The 16671-nt window shown below is 63.1% G+C and carries 20 protein-coding genes; 8 read left to right on the top strand and 12 right to left on the bottom strand.

Annotation, left to right across the window (positions count from 1 at the left end):
- Positions 1–177: 177 nt before the first annotated feature.
- Complete coding sequence (locus AC0NIE_RS12760; protein WP_095491649.1) at positions 178–624, bottom strand: YcgN family cysteine cluster protein; 447 nt, start codon at positions 622–624, stop codon at positions 178–180.
- 210 nt (positions 625–834) lie between these two features.
- On the opposite strand from AC0NIE_RS12760, the gene AC0NIE_RS12755 reads away from it, so the two are divergent.
- On the top strand, positions 835–2829 hold the full coding sequence (locus tag AC0NIE_RS12755) for an OmpA family protein (RefSeq protein WP_473489177.1): 1995 nt from the start codon (positions 835–837) through the stop codon (positions 2827–2829).
- A gap of 369 nt (positions 2830–3198) precedes the next feature.
- Here AC0NIE_RS12755 and AC0NIE_RS12750 read toward each other — a convergent pair whose 3' ends face one another.
- Positions 3199–4065 (bottom strand): SDR family oxidoreductase, encoded by an 867-nt coding sequence (locus AC0NIE_RS12750; RefSeq protein WP_473489178.1) that lies wholly within the window; start codon positions 4063–4065, stop codon positions 3199–3201.
- Between the two features lie 168 nt (positions 4066–4233).
- Here AC0NIE_RS12750 and AC0NIE_RS12745 point away from each other — a divergent pair, with 168 nt between their 5' ends.
- On the top strand, positions 4234–4500 hold the full coding sequence (locus AC0NIE_RS12745) for a type II toxin-antitoxin system VapB family antitoxin (protein ID WP_473489179.1): 267 nt from the start codon (positions 4234–4236) through the stop codon (positions 4498–4500).
- Positions 4497–4886, top strand: a complete 390-nt coding sequence (locus tag AC0NIE_RS12740; protein WP_473489180.1) for a type II toxin-antitoxin system VapC family toxin — start codon at positions 4497–4499, stop codon at positions 4884–4886. The genes AC0NIE_RS12745 and AC0NIE_RS12740 overlap by 4 nt, the downstream gene beginning before the upstream one ends.
- Before the next feature lie 7 nt (positions 4887–4893).
- Here the strand turns inward: AC0NIE_RS12740 and AC0NIE_RS12735 are convergent, their stop codons facing one another.
- Entirely contained in the window at positions 4894–5544 is a 651-nt protein-coding gene (locus tag AC0NIE_RS12735; RefSeq protein WP_473489181.1) for a helix-turn-helix transcriptional regulator, read from the bottom strand.
- An 8-nt stretch (positions 5545–5552) separates the two neighbouring features.
- Positions 5553–6425: a S1C family serine protease gene (locus AC0NIE_RS12730; protein ID WP_473489182.1), complete on the bottom strand. Its 873-nt coding sequence runs from the start codon at positions 6423–6425 to the stop codon at positions 5553–5555.
- Between the two features lie 272 nt (positions 6426–6697).
- On the opposite strand from AC0NIE_RS12730, the gene AC0NIE_RS12725 reads away from it, so the two are divergent.
- Positions 6698–7645: a S1C family serine protease gene (locus AC0NIE_RS12725; RefSeq protein WP_473489183.1), complete on the top strand. Its 948-nt coding sequence runs from the start codon at positions 6698–6700 to the stop codon at positions 7643–7645.
- Positions 7646–7648: 3 nt separating this feature from the next.
- On the opposite strand, the gene AC0NIE_RS12720 is transcribed toward AC0NIE_RS12725, so the two are convergent.
- On the bottom strand, positions 7649–8464 hold the full coding sequence (locus AC0NIE_RS12720; RefSeq protein ID WP_473489184.1) for an arginase family protein: 816 nt from the start codon (positions 8462–8464) through the stop codon (positions 7649–7651).
- A 204-nt stretch (positions 8465–8668) separates the two neighbouring features.
- Positions 8669–9091, bottom strand: a complete 423-nt coding sequence (locus tag AC0NIE_RS12715; protein WP_473489185.1) for a VOC family protein — start codon at positions 9089–9091, stop codon at positions 8669–8671.
- A 67-nt stretch (positions 9092–9158) separates the two neighbouring features.
- Between AC0NIE_RS12715 and AC0NIE_RS12710 the strand changes: the two genes are divergently transcribed.
- Entirely contained in the window at positions 9159–9776 is a 618-nt protein-coding gene (locus AC0NIE_RS12710; protein ID WP_473489186.1) for a TetR/AcrR family transcriptional regulator, read from the top strand.
- Here the strand turns inward: AC0NIE_RS12710 and AC0NIE_RS12705 are convergent.
- On the bottom strand, positions 9718–10665 hold the full coding sequence (locus AC0NIE_RS12705; protein ID WP_473489187.1) for a LysR family transcriptional regulator: 948 nt from the start codon (positions 10663–10665) through the stop codon (positions 9718–9720). The genes AC0NIE_RS12710 and AC0NIE_RS12705 overlap by 59 nt on opposite strands.
- A 109-nt stretch (positions 10666–10774) precedes the next feature.
- Here AC0NIE_RS12705 and AC0NIE_RS12700 point away from each other — a divergent pair, with 109 nt between their 5' ends.
- Positions 10775–11410, top strand: a complete 636-nt coding sequence (locus tag AC0NIE_RS12700; protein WP_473489188.1) for an FMN-dependent NADH-azoreductase — start codon at positions 10775–10777, stop codon at positions 11408–11410.
- Positions 11411–11558: 148 nt separating this feature from the next.
- On the opposite strand, the gene AC0NIE_RS12695 is transcribed toward AC0NIE_RS12700, so the two are convergent.
- From AC0NIE_RS12695 to AC0NIE_RS12675, 5 genes are all read right to left on the bottom strand, one after another.
- Positions 11559–11852, bottom strand: a complete 294-nt coding sequence (locus AC0NIE_RS12695; RefSeq protein ID WP_095491489.1) for an HlyU family transcriptional regulator — start codon at positions 11850–11852, stop codon at positions 11559–11561.
- A 106-nt stretch (positions 11853–11958) separates the two neighbouring features.
- On the bottom strand, positions 11959–12627 hold the full coding sequence (locus AC0NIE_RS12690) for a PadR family transcriptional regulator (RefSeq protein WP_473489189.1): 669 nt from the start codon (positions 12625–12627) through the stop codon (positions 11959–11961).
- 135 nt (positions 12628–12762) lie between these two features.
- The gene (locus tag AC0NIE_RS12685; protein WP_473489190.1) at positions 12763–13143 is read right to left on the bottom strand and encodes a thiol-disulfide oxidoreductase DCC family protein; all 381 of its coding nucleotides are present in this window, start codon (positions 13141–13143) and stop codon (positions 12763–12765) included.
- 126 nt (positions 13144–13269) lie between these two features.
- Positions 13270–13905, bottom strand: a complete 636-nt coding sequence (locus tag AC0NIE_RS12680) for a sulfotransferase family 2 domain-containing protein (RefSeq protein WP_473489191.1) — start codon at positions 13903–13905, stop codon at positions 13270–13272.
- A gap of 96 nt (positions 13906–14001) precedes the next feature.
- Positions 14002–14295: a GYD domain-containing protein gene (locus AC0NIE_RS12675; protein ID WP_095491492.1), complete on the bottom strand. Its 294-nt coding sequence runs from the start codon at positions 14293–14295 to the stop codon at positions 14002–14004.
- A 380-nt stretch (positions 14296–14675) separates the two neighbouring features.
- Between AC0NIE_RS12675 and AC0NIE_RS12670 the strand changes: the two genes are divergently transcribed.
- Both AC0NIE_RS12670 and AC0NIE_RS12665 read left to right on the top strand, forming a co-directional pair.
- The gene (locus tag AC0NIE_RS12670; RefSeq protein WP_473489192.1) at positions 14676–15032 is read left to right on the top strand and encodes a hypothetical protein; all 357 of its coding nucleotides are present in this window, start codon (positions 14676–14678) and stop codon (positions 15030–15032) included.
- A gap of 138 nt (positions 15033–15170) precedes the next feature.
- Positions 15171–16667, top strand: coding sequence for a multicopper oxidase family protein (locus AC0NIE_RS12665; protein WP_473489193.1), 1497 nt, complete (start codon positions 15171–15173; stop codon positions 16665–16667).
- Positions 16668–16671 lie beyond the last annotated feature (4 nt).

Raw genomic sequence — 16671 nt, 5'->3', positions numbered from 1 at the left:
TTTTACGAACCAGCCGTTCATATTGGGTTCATGTGGCAACAAGAGGTAATTTCGCAGTTTTCTCCGCTTTCCGGTTCTGAACAACTTTCCGGTTCTGAACAACTGGCCGGTTCTGAACAATCTGGATAGAAAACGCCCTGTCGCGCAGCCGGTTCCGGGTCCTGGCTCAAGGCTCCCCTAAGGCTCGTCGTCCAGCATGTGCTCGAAATAGTCGTCCGGCTCGGCAAGATCGGTCTCGCTGGCGCTGACCCGGCCGCGCATCGAGATGCCGGCCTCATGCACCGTCTCGGCACTCCCCGACACCAGCCTGTGCCACCAGTAGAGATCGTGGCCCTCGGCGACCAGTCGATAGGCGCAGGTCTTGGGCAGCCAGCTGATGGTGCGCACATTCTGCGGCGTCAGCCCGACGCAGTCCGGAACGCGCGCCAGCCGGTTGGCATAGTCCGAACAGCGGCACGTTTCGGCGTCGAACAGCCGGCAGCCGACGCTCGTCCAGTAGATCTCGCCGGTGTCTTCGTCCTCGAGTTTCGACAGGCAGCATTTGCCGCAGCCGTCGCAAAGCGATTCCCACTCGGCCGGGGTCATCGCTTCGAGCGTCTTGGTTTTCCAGAACGGCGTTTCCATTGACGGCATGTGGCCCCCGCCGGCGTCAAGGTCAAGCACCGCGGCGACGCAAACCCCGCCGGCACCATAGGCCGGCACCATAGGAATGACACGAAGTCGCCTTCAAAACGCCGGCCAATCGCCCTTCGTGGCCGTTAATGCCTGCTAACCGGAACCAATCCGGTTGATGAACAGTTTGGGCCGGGATGGGACGCCAAAGGAGGATTTCTAATGAAACGCCAACCACGGATTCTGGCAGGCACGGCACTTGGCCTGTTGATGGCGTCCGCGCCGTTGGGCGCATTCCCGCTGCAGGGCGGCGCCGCGTTCGGCCCACTGCAGCGTACCGCAACGCCCTTGATCCTGGCGCAATCGAATTGCCCCGAAGGCGAGTCGGCGGAAGGCTGCGCAGAGCAGGCAGAACCTGGGCAGAAGCCCCGCAAGAAGCGCGAGCGGCAGACTGAATCGGCTCCTGCGGAACAGGCCGCGCCTTCCGGCGACGAGCAGCAGGGCAATCAACGAAGGAAGAAGCGCGAGCAGCAACAGCAGACAGAATCAGCCCCTGCCGAGCAGGCGGCCCCGGCCGAAGAGCAAAAACCGCGCAGAAAGAAGCGCGACCAACAGCAGATCGAAGCAGCCCCTGCCGAACAGGCCGCCCCGGCTGAAGAGCAAAAACCGCGCAGGAAGAAGCGCGACCAGCAACAGCAGATCGAAACGGCACCTTCCGAAGAGCCTGCCGGACAGGCGGCGCAAGGCGAGAAGGCCGCACCTGCAAATGACAACGAGCAGGTCAAGCCGCGCAAGAAGCGGAACCAGGATCAGCAGATCGAGGCTGCGCCAGCCGAACAGCCAGCCAGGAAGGAAACGCCCGCCGGCGAGCAGGGCGAGCCGCTTCCGACCGACCAGCAAGCGGCTCCGGCTGAGGGCGAAAAGCCCCGGGAGCAGGCTAAGGAACGTCGCAAGAAGCCTATCGGCGAACAGCCGGTGACGGAAGAGCAGCCCACAACCAGCGAACAGCCCGCCGAGGACCAACAGGCCGCGCCCGCCGAAGGGGAAGGTCCGGCCCAGGGCGAGGCTCCCGTGTTCGACAGCCAGAAGGATGCCAGGCGCAAGCGCAAGGGCGGCAGGGACAACGCGCAAGAGACGGTCGGCCAGGACGCGGGTGGTCAGCCCACCCAGCAGAACGGCGAGCAGGCGGAGGCCCCGAAGCCGGCTCCGGTCGACCAGGGACCGCCGCCCACCGACGACAGGACGGCCCAGCAGGCGATCAAGCTTGAGAGGATGGTTCCGGTGACGGAGGAAAAGGGCAAACGCGTCGAGCGTGTGCCCGACGTCGAGGACATTCGCCGCCGTCCCCGTCCGCAAGGGGTCGACGTCGTCAGGGAACTCGGCGACCGCGTTATCCTCCAGTTCAACAACCAGACGATCGTGGAAAGCGACGATACCCCGCGCATGCGCCGTGGCGCGAGGAACGTCTACTATGAGGAGCTGTCGGGCGATCGCACCCGGGAAATCGTCGAGCGTGACAACGGAATCCAGATCGTCACCATCCGCAACCGCTACGGCGACGTCATCCAGCGTTCACGCATCGCGCCCGACGGACGCGAATATGTGCTGAGCTATGTCGACGAGCGGTATTATGAGGACTATGGCGACTGGCGTGATCCGGGTGACGACCTGCCGCCGATTCGGATCGACATTTCGCGCGAGGAGTACATTTTGGATTCCGAAGAGGTCGAGGATCCGGACGACTACTATACCTTCCTCGAACAGCCGCCGGTGGAAAGGGTTCAGCGCCTTTACTCGATCGACGAGGTCAAGCGCTCTGCCCGCGTCCGCGACATCGCCCGCCGCATCGACCTCGACACGCTGAACTTCGAATTCGGTTCAGCCTCGATCCCCGACACCGAGGTGCAGAAACTGGAAGGCGTCGCCAGCGCCATGGAGAAGCTGCTGGAGAAGAACCCGGCGGAAACCTTCCTGATCGAAGGCCATACCGATGCCGTCGGTAGGCCGGAGGCGAACCTCGCTCTGTCCGACCGTCGCGCGGAGGCGGTCGCCGAAGCCCTGACCAATGCCTTCAGCATCCCGCCGGAGAACCTGACGACACAGGGCTATGGCGAGGAGTATCTCAAGGTCGACACGTCGGAGCCTGAGCGCGAGAACCGTCGCGTCGCCATCCGCCGCATCACCTCGCTGGTGGCGCCGGTCGCCAGTGCGAATTAGGCCATGGTCCCGAACCGAAGGTCAGCGACGCAAGGCGGAAACCGGTTTTCGTAAAGACCATGGCCAGCTTAAAAGCAACGATTCCAGAAATCTGAACTGGTTTCTGGAATCTATACGGGAAGACGTAGCCCACCCCGGTTTCACCGGGATGGGCAATTTCCGGCAATGAGCCGAGGTTGAAGGAGAATGTAAGTCGCGATTTAACCAGGCATTGAATCGCGAGGTCGTCCACCCCAGATTCTGGCTAGGGCTTCCCTGCCCTGTCCCGACTCCAGCGGGACACATGAGCCCCGCCGGTACCCCTCGCCGGCGGGGTTTTTGTTTCCGGCTTCGGTGTTGAACTGAAGCCCGAACGGCGTCCGGTGCCCGTCAGTAGATACTTTTGATGTTGGTTTCCGAATTCGCAAACACCTCGTCGGGAACGAAGAAGTCACCGGCGAGCGGACCTGTCGCATCAGGCGCATAGATCGAAAAATCGCTGACGCCCTCGGCGCGCAGCACCTCCTCGTCGATGTAGAAATTGCCGGTCGCTTCGCGCGACGGCCTGAGCAGGATCGCATGCGCGGCATCGGCCATGATATCGGGCGAACGGCTCATCGCCGCCACTGTCGCCCCACCCAGAAGATTGCGCACCGCTGCCGTATCGATTGTCGAGATCGGCCACAGCGAATTGACGGCGATGCCGTCCCTGGCGAACTCCGCGCTCATGCCCAGCGTGCACATCGACATGCCGAATTTGGCCATCGTATAGGCGACATGGTTCTTGAACCATTTGGCCTTCATGTCGAGCGGCGGCGCCAGATTCAAGATGTGAGGATTGTCAGCCAACTTCAGGTGCGGAATGCACATTTTGGAAACCAGGAACGTGCCGCGGGTGTTGATCTGGTGCATCAGATCGTAGCGCTTCATATCGGTTTCCAGCGTGCCGGTGAGTTGGATGGCGCTGGCATTGTTGATGCAGATGTCGATGCCGCCGAATTTTTCGACGGTCCTGGCGACCGCCTCGGCCACCTGCCCCTCCTCGCGTATGTCGCACAACATCGGCAACGCCTTGCCGCCGGCCTGCTCGATCTCTTGCGCCGCAGTGTAGATCGTGCCCGGCAGCTTTGGATGCGGCTCGGCGGTCTTGGCCGCGATCGTCACATTGGCGCCGTCGCGCGCGGCGCGCAGCGCGATCGCCAGCCCGATGCCGCGCGACCCGCCGGAGATGAACAGCGTCTTTCCCTTGAGCGACATGTCTTGCGCCTCCCTTGCAAATCTGTTGGTCGCGATCCTTGCCCGCGCCGTCGCAGGATACAAGAGCGGGGAGCATCGAGAGATGGTGACGCTGCGGAGGCGCCACGAAAGCCATGGACTCAACGGAGGAGTAATATATATATTCTGTAAAAAGAGGTTGAATATAGAATGGCCCTGTCGATCAAGAACACGGAAGTCGAGCAATTGGCGCGGGAACTTGCCCGCCGCCGTCGCGTGTCGGTGACGGAAGCGATCCGTCAAAGCCTCGAGCGCGAGGTTGCGCGCGAGCGGCTTGTGCCGCGCGATGAGGCCGACGACCTTTTTCAGCGCCTGATGGCGATCGCCGAAAGAGCCGCGCAGGTACCGAAACGCCAAGATGCGATGACCGACGACGAAATCCTCGGCTACGACGAACTCGGAATCCCGACGCGATGATCATCGACTCCTCTGTCCTTGTCGCTATTTTGCGTACGGAACCAGGCTATGATCGTTTCGTGCTGGCGATTGCTCAGGCTGAGAGACGGCTGCTCGCGGCACCGACCCTGCTTGAGACGACGATGGTGCTAGTCGGCCGCTGGCAGGACGAGATCGTCGACCGCTTCGAAGCCTTTTTGCGCACCGCTTCGATCGAGACGATTCCTTTTACGGCCGACCACGCCGCTGTGGCCCGTCAGGCCTTCCTGCGCTATGGCAAGGGCCGACATCCGGCCGCTCTCAACTTCGGCGACTGCATCTCCTATGCCACGGCCCGTCTCGAAGCCATGCCACTGCTGTTCAAGGGCGACGATTTCCGGCTGACGGATATCGAACCGGCTGTGTAGTCCACCGTCAGACCAGCACCAGGCCTTGCCGCATGGCGATGGCGATCGCATCGGTGCGGTTGGCCGCACCTAGCTTGATCAGGATCGCCGCGACGTGGAACTTCGCCGTATGCACGGAAATGTTCAAGCGCCGCGCGATCACCTTGTTGGGCGCGCCCTCGGCCAAAAGCGCCAGCACTTCGCTCTCGCGCGGCGACAGCGCCGGCCGGCCGGCCCTGTCGTCGACCGGCTCCTCGTCGGAGAGATCGTCGTCATGGAAAGCGAAATCGTCATGCCGATCGGACAAGGGGCGGCCCTCGCCCGAGATCCGGTAGCCAGCCGCCGCCAGCCGCGCGGCGGCAGCGATCAGCAGATCGTCAGCTGCCGCCGGTAACACGGCAAACACGGTGTCGGCCGGCCGCTGCCGGCTCACTCGTTGGGACAAGAGCACCTGTGGTATCGCTGGATCAGTCACCCGGCCTTCCAGCCCCCTGCCTTCCAGGCTATTGTCATCGATGATCGCGACATCCGCTCTGTCGCCGCTATCGCTGCTGCCAGCCACAATCGGCAGCAGATCGTCAGTCGCGGCAAGGGCCGTGGACAGGTGTTCGGCACGCACGGCGTCATCGAGCGCGATCAGTACCGTCAGTCGCCGCCTCGTGATCCCGTGACTTGCCATCGATCTTCTCAGTTCAGCGGCTTTTCGCCGATGGTCAGCACGACATCGCGCTGCTCGCCGCCGCGTATCACGCCGAGCGTCACCGACGCGCCGGCGCTGTCCGGCCCGAGCCTGCGGATCAGCTCGCGCGGACCATGCGCGGCTTCGCCGTTCCACGACACGATGATGTCGCCAAGATGCAGGCCGGCCGCTTTCGCCGGGCCATTATCGTCGAGGCTCATCACCATCGCGCCATGCGTGTCGCCATTGCGGATCGGGTGCAGGCCGGCGCCGAGATAGCCGCGCGCGACATGGCCCTTCTCTCGTAGCGTCGTTACCGCCCGCTCGATAGTCTCGTAAGGCATGACCAGCGCCCGCCGGCGCGGGCCGAACAGCAGCATGCCGATCAGTGCGCCCTTGGCGTCGAGCACAGGGCCGCCCTCGAAACGGCCGCCGGCATTGACGGCCAGATTGATGCGCCGGTCGATCGTGCCGCCGCGCATCGAGCGCCAGGCCGGACCGACCTCACCGACCGTGCCGAATACGACGAGTCCCGCACCGTCGCCATTGCCGACGGCGATGGCCAGATTGCCCGGCCGCACCGTGCCTGCCTTGGCCAGCGGCGGCACGTCCGGCGCGCCGGTCGGCTTCAGAAGGGCCGTCCCAGTGGATGGATCGCGGCCGACCAGCTCAGCCTTCACCTTGTCGCCCGAAGAAAGCGTCAGCTCAATCTCCTCGCCGGCCTCCACCGCCTCCTCGGCAGCGACAAAATAGCCGTCGCGCCAGTGGAAGGCGGTCGCGGTGCGATGCTGATGCGTGGCGAAGCTCGCCGTCGCCGGCGCCGCTGCGGCCGCGATATCGGCGATGGCGTCGGAAAATGCTCTCAGATTGAAGTCGCTCATCTTGGGTCTCCTGGGTTTTTATCGCATCGGCCCGAAAGTCGGAAATCGATTTCCGGAGAGCACGATGCGAGAACTCAAAGTCTTAGAGCGCACTTGAGCGTCCAATGGACGGCCATCGCTCTAACCCAGATATCGCTCGGCAGCGCGTTGGCGGGTACTCGCCTGACGGCTAGTTGGGCGTTGGACTGGCCATCTGGTCAGGTCGCGGCCGATCCGGCCGCTCCGCACATATAGGCATCCTTTTTCTTGCTCTAAAGACACGGAGCCCTGCCATGTCCCTCCCCGCCCAGCAATTGCAGTTCGACGATGCGCTGCTCGATGATTATTCGGCAACGGTCGCTGATGCCGTGGACCGCATCGGTCCCGCCGTCTGCCGCATTGAGCGCATCGGTGGCGCCGGCGGCCAAGGCTCAGGCTTCGTCATCACGCCGGACGGGCTGGTCGTCACCAATTTCCACGTCGTCGGCGATGCCCGCAGCGTCCGCGTCACCATGCCGGACGGCGTCTCCAGAGAAGGCCGTGTTCTCGGCCGCGACCCCGACACCGACATCGCGCTGGTGCGTGCCGACGGCAGCTTTGCCGATATCGCTCCGCTCGGCGATTCCAAGCGCCTGCGGCGCGGCCAGATCGCCATTGCCATCGGCAACCCGCTCGGCTTCGAATGGACCGTCACATCAGGTGTCGTCTCGGCGCTCGGCCGCTCGATGCGTGCCTCCACCGGCCGGCTGATCGACGATGTCATCCAGACCGACGCAGCGCTCAACCCCGGCAATTCCGGCGGACCGCTGGTGTCGTCGGCGGCCGAGGTCATCGGCGTCAACACCGCTATGATCCACGGCGCGCAAGGCATCGCCTTCGCGGTTGCCTCCAACACCGCCAATTTCGTCATTTCGGAGATCATCCGCTTCGGCCGCGTCCGCCGCGCCTTCATCGGCGTCTCGGCCGACACGGCAAGCCTGCCGCGCCGCGCCGCCCTTCTGTCGCAGGTGTCGAGCAGCACGGCGGTGCGCCTGCGCAGCGTCGAGGCGAACAGCCCGGCGGCCAAGGCCGGCCTCAGAGAAGGCGACATCATCGCCGCCATCGACGGACGCCCGGTCACCGGCGTCGACGATCTGGTGCGCCTGCTCGACGCCGAGCGCATCGGCCGCGAGACGCTGTGCACGGTGGTGCGCCGCTCCGGCATTACTCAGGTCACGGTGATGCCGGTGGCGCGGACCTGACAACTATCGCGGCGCACAGATCTGGCCAAGCAGCGAAACCATCAGCACTGCCAACTCGCCGGTCGGATCGAGGTCCGGATCGAAAATGGTCATGTCCATTCCGGTACAGCGCGAATCCGCCACCAGCGCCGCGAGGATGGCGATGAGATCGTCGGGATCAATGCCGGGACTGCCTGGTGAATCGACCGCCGGCATCACCGTCTGATCGAGCGCATCGACATCGAAATGCACCCAATAGGGCGAGCCGGTTCGCGCCAGCGTGTTCCAGGTCTTTTCCAGAACCTTTGCCGCGCCAAGCTCTCGCACGGCAAAGACATCGATCAGCGTCATCGCAGTCGAATTGATGTCCGGCCAGGCAAAGTCGGGGTCGCGGTTCTCGCGTTCGCCGATCTGAATCACCTGTTCGTCCGCAACAAGGGGGCTTGCGATATCGGGCCAATCGGTCAGCAACGGCTCGCCACGTCCGGTGGCGAGCGCAAGGTCCATGCCGGCGGCCGAGCCGAGCGAAGCGTTGATGTCGTAATTGCCCGGATGGCGGAAATCGCTGTGGCCGTCGACATGGACCAGCGCCAGCGGACCAGATCGCCGTGCAGCAGCCAGTGCGCCAAGCAGGACCGCGCAGTCGCCGCCGACGACCAGCGGGAATTCGCCTCGTCCCAGCGCGCCGGCAACAACTTCTGCAAGTTCGAGATTGAAGCTGCGTATCGCGTTGCCGTTGCGCAGCCGGGTGCCAGGCTGCGGCTCCGTGCTATAGGCGGGCCGATCAAGGTCAACCACTTTGAGGGGCGAAAGCGTCTCGATCAAGCCGGCTTCGGTCAATGCCTGCGGCGCACGCCACGTCCCCGGTGTATGACCTGGCCTCAGTGGGCGGAGGCCAAGGTTTGAGGGTGCGCGGACAAGGCAGATTTCACGCATGGAATGGGCCCAGGCTGATGAGCCTCAGCATAGACCGCAAAGACGTGACCGGCCACGCGGCCGAAGGCTTCATATCACATCTACAGACAGTTCCTGCCAGCCTCTCGCTCAGCCCGCCGCGCCTTCGGCATACTGCTCCAGAAACTCGGCGCTGGGCGGGATCGGCTTGATCACATCGATCAGCACGCCATTGGGATCACTGGTGATGAAATGGCGCTGGCCAAAGGGTTCGTCGCGCAGCGTTCGCAGGATCGGCAGGCCGGCGGCGGTGATCCGCTCGTAGACGGCATCCGGGTTCTTGACCTCGAAATTGATCAGCAGGCCGGAGGTACGGCCGCGCCCTTCTTCAGGGATCGTCTCATGATCGCCATGGACGATGCCGAGATTGACACGGCGATCCGCGACTGAGCGCAGATGCACGTACCAGTCGCTTTCGAACAATGGGTGGAAACCGAAATGCGCGACATAGAAGGCTGCTGTGCCGGCAACGTCGCCTGTCATCAGCACTGGATAATAGCTCGTCGTCCTCATCTTTCCTTCTCCTATCGAATAACATACAGTCTGCATGTAGATTTACATTAACATACAGGCTGCATGTATGCAACAGGAATCCACGCGCCGCTCCAACCGCGATCGCACCGAAGCGACGCGCGCCGACCTGATCGCCGCGGCACGAAAACTGTTCACCGAAAAGTCCTATGCGGAGACCGGCACGCCCGAGATCGTGGCTGCGGCCGGCGTCACGCGTGGCGCGCTCTATCACCATTTTGCCGACAAGCAGGCGCTGTTTGCCGCCGTGGTCGAGCAGGAGGCGGCGGCGGTGGCTGAAGAGATCGAACGCGCCTCGCCTCCCTCGCTGTTTGCCCGCGACGCGCTGATCGCCGGTTCGGATGCCTACCTCGCGGCCATGCGCGCGCCCGGCCGCACCCGACTGCTGCTGCTCGACGGGCCGGCCGTGCTCGGTCGCGCCGCCATGGACGAGATCGACAACCGCTATGGCAACCGCTCGCTGCGCGAGGGCCTCGTCGCGGCGATGCGCTCGCAGGCCATGATGAGATTGCCGGTGGAAGCGCTGACCGCGCTGCTCGCCGCCGCCTTCGACCGTGCTGCTCTTGCCGTCGAGGCCGGCGCTTCAGCCGAGGACTATCGCGCCGTTCTCATGGCGCTGATTGATGGGCTGTCTCCTCAGGCACCTGGTTCGGCTCGAACTCGTTGAAACAGCCAAGCTGGCGCTTGAACTGATCAATCAGCCAAGCCGCAGCCGGCTTCGGGCTGCGGTCGGCGCGGTGCATGGCATAAAGTGGCGAGCGGACTTCACGATACGGCTCCAGATCGAGTTCCACCAGCCGGCCGTTGGCCAGATCGTCAGCAATCAACCATCGCGGCAGTCCGCCCCAGCCCAACCCTTCGCGCATCAGCGCATGCTTGGTTCGCATATCCGTAAGCCGCCAAGTGCGGTAGGCAAAGACGCCGTAATCGCGCCCTTTGGTGCGCTCGGACTGGTCGCTGACGACAAGTTGGATGTGTTCGCGCACCTCCTCGAGCGGCACCGGCTTGGGAAGCAGCGCCAGCGGATGGCTTGGCGCGGCCGCCGGCACCATCGACATGAAGCCAATGCGCACAAGATGCGCGTCGACCTCGCCCAGCAGGCCGCCAATACCGAGATCGGCCTGTCCATTGACGACATGATCGGGGATCAGGCCGAGCGTGCCGATATGCAGGCGCAGCATCACGGTTGGAAATTGCGCCTCGAACGCCTTCAACACGCGCACCAGCACGGTGGAAGGCAGCGCCACATCGACCGACAGCGCGACTTCAGCCTCAAGCCCTTGCCGATGGCCATCGACGCGCGAGCGAATGCGCTGCAGCACGCCGACCATTCGCCGCGCATCTTCCAGCGTCGCCCGTCCGACATCGGTCAGCTGCGGCTCGCGCGTCCCCTCGCGCTCGAACAGTTTCAGCCCAAGCTGTGCCTCGAGATTGGCGATAGCGTAGCTGATGACCGACTGCGCTCGGTTGAGCTTGCGGCCGGCGGCCGAGAAGCTGCCGGTGTCGGCGACGGTGACAAGGATATGGAGCTGATCGAGCGTCGGGTTTGGCTGCATCGTTATATCCAATGTTTAGATGGAACATACATAAAATATACCGGTTTTTCAAATGGGTCAGCGAGTCCATATAGGTCGGGACAATTCATTCCAACCTTGGAGACCCGCCGTGTCCATCCTTCTCGTCACATCCAGCCCGCGCGGCAATGCCTCGCACTCGACCCGTATCGCCACCGACCTCGCCGAGAAGCTGCTTGCCGCCGATCCTTCGGCCAAGCTTGTCGTACGCGATCTCGTCGCAAACCCGCTACCGCACATCGATGCTGATTATTCGACCGGCATCTATACGCCCGCTGAGGCCCGCACCCAGCGCCAGGCCGAAGTCGTCGGCGTTTCCGACGCCGTACTCGATGAACTGTTTGCGGCCGACACCATCATCCTCGCTACCGGCTTCATCAATTTCGGCATCTCGTCGACGCTGAAATCCTGGGTCGATCACGTCGCCCGCTCCGGCAAGACTTTCGCTTATGGCGAGAATGGCCCGAAGGGCCTCGTCACCGGCAAGAAGGTCTACATCGTCCTTGCCTCGGGCGGCATCTATTCGGAAGGCGCTGCCGTGCAGATGGATCACGCCATCCCTTACCTGCGCAGCGTGCTTGGCTTCATCGGCATGACCGACGTCGACGTCATCCGCATCGAAGGTGTCGGCATGGGCCCCGAGGCCGTCACGGCCGCTCTGGCCAAGGCATCGGCCAAGGTGGATGCGGTGGTGGCCTCGACCGGGGCAGTTGCCGCTGCCGCGTAGCGCGAACAACAGGTAATCAGAACCAAAAAAGGCAGGCGCCGGGTGCCTGCCTTTTTTGCACTTGCCGCCTGATGCCCGACGAGGCGTCGGCGGTTCCTACAGCTTTCTGACGTCGCTCCGCTGTCGCGCGACATCGCCATTCGCCAAGCTAACCGAAGATCTTCTCGCCCTGCTCGTCGACCAGTTGGATACCCTTCTTGATCGAGATGTCGACAGCGTCGTCGAGCCCGGCAAAACGATCGGCGCGGATGAATTTGTGTTCCTTCACCACGCCGTCGATTTCCTTCGAAACCACGCCGCAGGTCTGGTATTGGCCTTCTGCCTTGTAGGGCGTGGCGCTGATCAAAAATCCCTTGTGCTCGATCTGCTTTGCCGGTGCAGCACTCTTTGGTTCGCCCGCGTCACCGCCGCCACCACCGAAAAGACGTTTCAGAAAAGACATGGGAGCGCCCTCCAACGGCAATCATCCTGCATCACATAGCGTGGTGCAGGATGATTTCACTAGCGGTCCTTAGGCAAACGGGCAAGGGCCGCATCCGGCCCGGAAGTCAGTCGCGCGACAGCGCTTCGAGGGCTTCGGCCGCCCCTTTCAATATCGCAATCGCCTCGGCCTGCTTTTCCGCGGGCGCGTCGACGATATTGCCGAGGGCTGCGCGCAGCCGGTGGCGCACGGCGCGGAATTCGTCGCGCTTTTCCGAACCGCCGCGGCCGCGCCGTCCGCCGTCTTCGCCGTCGTCGTTCCAGCCGAACCACTCGCGCGCCTTCGCCATCTTGCGGCCGAAACGCTCGAGATGGTCGAGCACGTGGTCGACTATCTCGCGATTATCGTTGAGATGCGCCTGCCCTGCCTCGGTAATCGAAAACACCTTCTTGTTGCCTTCCGCCGATGAGACGGCATAGCCGGCCTCTTCCAGGAAGGTCAGCGTCGGATAGACCACGCCTGGGCTCGGGCTGTAGACGCCGCTGGTACGTTCCTCCAGCGCCTTGATGATGTCATAGCCGTGGCGCGGCGCCTCGGCCAGCAGCGACAGCGTGATCAGCTTGAGATCGCCGTCGGCCAGCATACGCCCGGCGCGGAACATGTCGCCCGGCCCGCCGCGCCCGCCGCCCCTCATGCCGTGGCCGAATGGGCCGAAGCCGCCGCCACGACCGCCGAACCTGCCGGCCATATGCATGAAAACGCGCTCGGCATGCTCGCCGAGATGATGTCCGTGCATTGTCTGCTCCTTGAGTTATGTCTTACGATATATCTCAATTATGCGGATGAGGCCGTTGAGTCAAGATATATCTTACGATGTATCTGAGAACGGTGCCACCAGATTGATTTCGTCACCGAGCTTGGCTAATACCGGTTACCAGCGGCCCTTGCGCCGGTTCCAGGCATAGAGAAGATCGGCGAAGCGATCATAGGCATAGCGCGTCAACGGCAGCGCGGCGGGGTTGCCGAACAGCGTTGCAAGCCAGCCCTCGCCCGGCGTTCTCAGCCAGACGGCAATTGCGACATCGGCGCCAACCAGCAGCTTGCCGTCCGCCTCGGTTGCGTGCAGCCGGCGGCGGATGTCCTCCAGCGACACGCCGTATCCGGCCAGTGCCGCCGGCTCGGCATTGATGTCGCGAAACGTGATCCGCCCGGCCTTGATCGCCTCGACCAGCCGCCGCTTTTGCCGGCTGATCCCGGCATCGCAAACCGGACAACAGGTGTTGTACCAGACGGTCAGTTGAGGCTTGGGCATGTGTTTCGAGACGCGAGCTGAACGGCTGCGCTGACTATCCGGGAAATCCCTTCGGCCCGCAATATTTCGGACCAGACTGGCCGCGCCGCGGCATCGTGCCGATGAATTGCGGATGTCTCGAAAAAATCAAAATTCGTAGCCGAAGCGCTCGAAATCCCTGGAATAGAGCCGTCGCACGATGCTTTTCGCCTCGCCATCGTAGACGGCGCGATAGTCGTAGGGTGCATTGACGTTTGCCCGTGGAAGCTTCACTTCGCCCGGCAGGTCGAGCCGTTCGACCAGGGCATTGAATTGCTCGGCCAGTGTTTCAAACCGCAAAACCTCGTCGATGATAAGGTTTCCTTGCCTGTCCGAAATCCAGCTCGTCTGGTCCACCTGCACAAAACGGTTCTTGCGTTCGAGATAGCGCAGGAAAGTCTTGAAATCCAGAACCCTGGCTCTGTTCCGGCGCCGGCCGGAGAGATAGTCGCGGCGGAAATAGTAGGTCGAGACAGCAAGTTCGAAAGGGTTGCGCACGACAGCGAACTTGTACGCGCTGTCATAAATCTCGGCCGGCAGCTTGTGCTTCACCCAGCTTGCTTTGTCATGCTGCCTGAGGAACGCATTTTGGGGCGTCTCGCGCACGGGAAGGTGTGACAGCAGGCGACGCCATTGCGTTCGCTGCGGTTTCGGGCTCCACGGCTCCAGCGCACGGGTGACCGAGGTCCCAGCCGTCTTCGGGATATGGATGAAAATGAAGTTCTTTTCGAGCGAGAGCAGCATTCCTCCTCATGATCAGCGGATCGGGCGCCGTCAAGCGGCGCCTGACCGTCGATATCCGGGCTCGGCAGCTTGCGCGGATCTGTAGCCGCGCAAGCCTCAGCCGAGCGAGGCGATGATCTCGCGATACGCCAATTCCGGGAAAGCCTTGAGCGTCCGCGTCCTCACGTTACCGCCTGACGCCAGCATCAGCGAGAAACGAGCGAGCACCGCATCGTCAGGCGCTTCGACGATCGCCACCATATCGCATTCGCCCATGGTGAGATAAAACGCCTTGAACGAGCCGCCCATGTCTCCCAGCAGTTTCTTGGCGGCATCGAGCCGCTTCGGCGACTCGCGCACATTTTTGGCGCCCTGCTCCGTCCAGTTGATCAGCACGATATAGTTTGTCATGCACACCTCCCTCCGGAGCCTCGGAGCACGGCGTCACCGCCGGGGCGGGCATCCGGGTTTGTCGCCCGAAAAATGCATCCGACACGAGATTATCCTCCCACAGCAGGTGTGCTGCAACAACAACCGCACCGTCTGGCGAGACAATTCCTGGCACGAACGAAAAAGGACGCCGCACAGGCTGTGTTAAAAATGATGAGGACCTGCAAAGGCGCTGGCCTTCGCTCGATTTCTTGACGCGTGAACAAGCACGATAAAGTCTGAATCGGGTGGAATGTCGCCTTCCTGCCCCCGAACGGAAGGACTAGGGAGCAATTCGCGAGGTCGAGTTGCGACAAACCTGTAACTGGACATGGCGCAGAAACAGACTAGCATGCCGCGTCATGCGCAGACTTGCCCGCATCTTCGCAATTGTGCTGCTCGTAGTGTTCGCAGCAGGCACGGTTGCGCATGCAACTAACGCAACGAGCATGGCACTGGCGATGTCTTCCGCCGCGATGGCTGACGGAGACATGGGGGCTGACGGAGACATGGGCGATTGTAATGCCTGCCCTCCCGACGACAGCGGCAAGCCTCAGCTATGCAGTGCGGCCTGCCTTGTGCCTTTCGCAGCAATTCCTGCGCGGATCAGTCTCGTGCTTTCCTTTGTGGCAGCCGAAATTGCGACTTCACCGCTGGTGGAATTGGTCGGCCACACCGACCCACCCGATCCCTCTCCTCCCCGAACCATCATCCTGTAGCTGACGCCGGCAGGGCTTGCCCGTTGCCGGTGCAACGACCATGGGCGCGTCGTACCGCCCGTGATCGCAGTTTCGCATGAGGTGTCTTTTCCGCGCCGCCATGTGCGCGAACGACCGACTTTTCAGGATGGTTGAACCATGTCCAGATTTCCCATGCCGGCGCAGACGCGTCGAGCCTTTCTTGCATCGGCAGCCGCGAGTACGGCGGGTGCGGTGCTTCCCGTGTTGTGGCGGTCGCCCGTCCATGCCGCGGCTCCGCACGAGGTGCAATTGCGGGCGGCGCCGGGTCGTACGCGGCTTATGCCCGAACCATCCGGCGAGATTGCCGCCTGGTGCTACGGCGGGACTGTTCCCGGTCCCGAGATACGGGTCCGGCAGGGCGAGCGGCTGCGGGTCGTGGTCGAGAACGGCCTCGCCGAGGAAACGACCGTGCACTGGCATGGCGTGCGCGTGCCGCACGCCATGGACGGCGTCCCGCACCTCACCCAGAAGCCGATCGAAGCGGGAGAGCGCTTCGTCTACGAATTCGATGCGGTCGACGCCGGCACCTTCTGGTATCACCCGCACCAGCGGAGTTTCGAGCAGGTCGAGCGCGGGCTTTACGGACCGCTGATTATCGAGGAACGCGAACCGGCGCACGTCGACCGCGACGTGACCTGGGTGCTCGACGACTGGCGATTGACCAAATCGGGCGCAATCAGCGAGGATTTCGGCAACCGGCACGACATCCACCACAACGGCCGCGTCGGCAACACGGTTACCATCAACGGTCGCGTGCCGGATACCTTCGCCGTCAGGGCGGGTGAGCGCATCCGCCTGCGGTTGATCAACGCCGCCAATGCGCGCATCTTCAGCCCCGACTTCACGGATCTTCAGCCCATCGTCATCGCGCTCGACGGCCAGCCGGTCGCGCCATACCCGCCGGATGGCGGGCTGGTGGTGCTTGGCCCGGCCATGCGCGCCGACCTGATCCTCGACATGACGGGCAAGCCCGGTAGACGGGTTTCGATCTTCGACCGGTTCTACGAAGGGCTGGAATACAAGCTCGTCGATGTCGCTTATTCCGACACTCCGCTCCGCGAGCGCGCGCCCGACTGGCCGCTGGCCTTGCCGGCCAACCCGCTACTGGAGCCGGACCTGGAAACCGCGTCCCGCAACGAGGTCGTTTTCACCGGCGGCATGATGGGCCAGATGGTGGCCCAGGACATGGGTGAAATCATGGGCCCGGGTGCGCCGGGCGACATGACGCGCGACATGAATTCGATGATGGGCGGAGGGATGATGCAGACGATGAATTCCAGCACTGCTTGGTTCATCAATGGCATCGCCGCCGACCAGGCTCGCCACGACATGAAACCGGCGCTGACGCTTGCGCGGAACAAGAGCCATGTCATCGCCATGACCAATGCGACAGCCTGGCATCATCCGATCCATCTCCACGGCCATTCGTTCCGGGTGATTTCCCGCAATGGTCAGCCCACCCGTCATCGCGAATGGCAGGACACGGTGCTGGTTTCGCCCCGCGAAAAGGTCGAGATCGCCTTCGTCGCCGACAACCCCGGTGACTGGATGTTCCACTGCCACATTCTTGAACACCAGGCTGGTGGCATGATGGCGGTCTTCCGCGTCGCCTAATCTT

This window comes from Mesorhizobium sp. WSM4842 (assembly GCF_055901575.1).
The sequence above is the reverse complement of the archived record's forward strand: the minus strand, read 5'-3'. Positions and strand labels throughout refer to the sequence as shown.

Bases quoted from the DNA above. Each gene is read 5' to 3' on its own strand.
- AC0NIE_RS12760 (WP_095491649.1), bottom strand. From the start codon at position 624: ATGGAAACGCCGTTCTGGAAAACCAAGACGCTCGAAGCGATGACCCCG.
- AC0NIE_RS12755 (WP_473489177.1), top strand. From the start codon at position 835: ATGAAACGCCAACCACGGATTCTGGCAGGCACGGCACTTGGCCTGTTG.
- AC0NIE_RS12750 (WP_473489178.1), bottom strand. From the start codon at position 4,065: ATGTCGCTCAAGGGAAAGACGCTGTTCATCTCCGGCGGGTCGCGCGGC.
- AC0NIE_RS12745 (WP_473489179.1), top strand. From the start codon at position 4,234: ATGGCCCTGTCGATCAAGAACACGGAAGTCGAGCAATTGGCGCGGGAA.
- AC0NIE_RS12740 (WP_473489180.1), top strand. From the start codon at position 4,497: ATGATCATCGACTCCTCTGTCCTTGTCGCTATTTTGCGTACGGAACCA.
- AC0NIE_RS12735 (WP_473489181.1), bottom strand. From the start codon at position 5,544: ATGGCAAGTCACGGGATCACGAGGCGGCGACTGACGGTACTGATCGCG.
- AC0NIE_RS12730 (WP_473489182.1), bottom strand. From the start codon at position 6,425: ATGAGCGACTTCAATCTGAGAGCATTTTCCGACGCCATCGCCGATATC.
- AC0NIE_RS12725 (WP_473489183.1), top strand. From the start codon at position 6,698: ATGTCCCTCCCCGCCCAGCAATTGCAGTTCGACGATGCGCTGCTCGAT.
- AC0NIE_RS12715 (WP_473489185.1), bottom strand. From the start codon at position 9,091: ATGAGGACGACGAGCTATTATCCAGTGCTGATGACAGGCGACGTTGCC.
- AC0NIE_RS12710 (WP_473489186.1), top strand. From the start codon at position 9,159: ATGCAACAGGAATCCACGCGCCGCTCCAACCGCGATCGCACCGAAGCG.
- AC0NIE_RS12705 (WP_473489187.1), bottom strand. From the start codon at position 10,665: ATGCAGCCAAACCCGACGCTCGATCAGCTCCATATCCTTGTCACCGTC.
- AC0NIE_RS12695 (WP_095491489.1), bottom strand. From the start codon at position 11,852: ATGTCTTTTCTGAAACGTCTTTTCGGTGGTGGCGGCGGTGACGCGGGC.
- AC0NIE_RS12690 (WP_473489189.1), bottom strand. From the start codon at position 12,627: ATGCACGGACATCATCTCGGCGAGCATGCCGAGCGCGTTTTCATGCAT.
- AC0NIE_RS12685 (WP_473489190.1), bottom strand. From the start codon at position 13,143: ATGCCCAAGCCTCAACTGACCGTCTGGTACAACACCTGTTGTCCGGTT.
- AC0NIE_RS12680 (WP_473489191.1), bottom strand. From the start codon at position 13,905: ATGCTGCTCTCGCTCGAAAAGAACTTCATTTTCATCCATATCCCGAAG.
- AC0NIE_RS12675 (WP_095491492.1), bottom strand. From the start codon at position 14,295: ATGACAAACTATATCGTGCTGATCAACTGGACGGAGCAGGGCGCCAAA.
- AC0NIE_RS12670 (WP_473489192.1), top strand. From the start codon at position 14,676: ATGCGCAGACTTGCCCGCATCTTCGCAATTGTGCTGCTCGTAGTGTTC.
- AC0NIE_RS12665 (WP_473489193.1), top strand. From the start codon at position 15,171: ATGTCCAGATTTCCCATGCCGGCGCAGACGCGTCGAGCCTTTCTTGCA.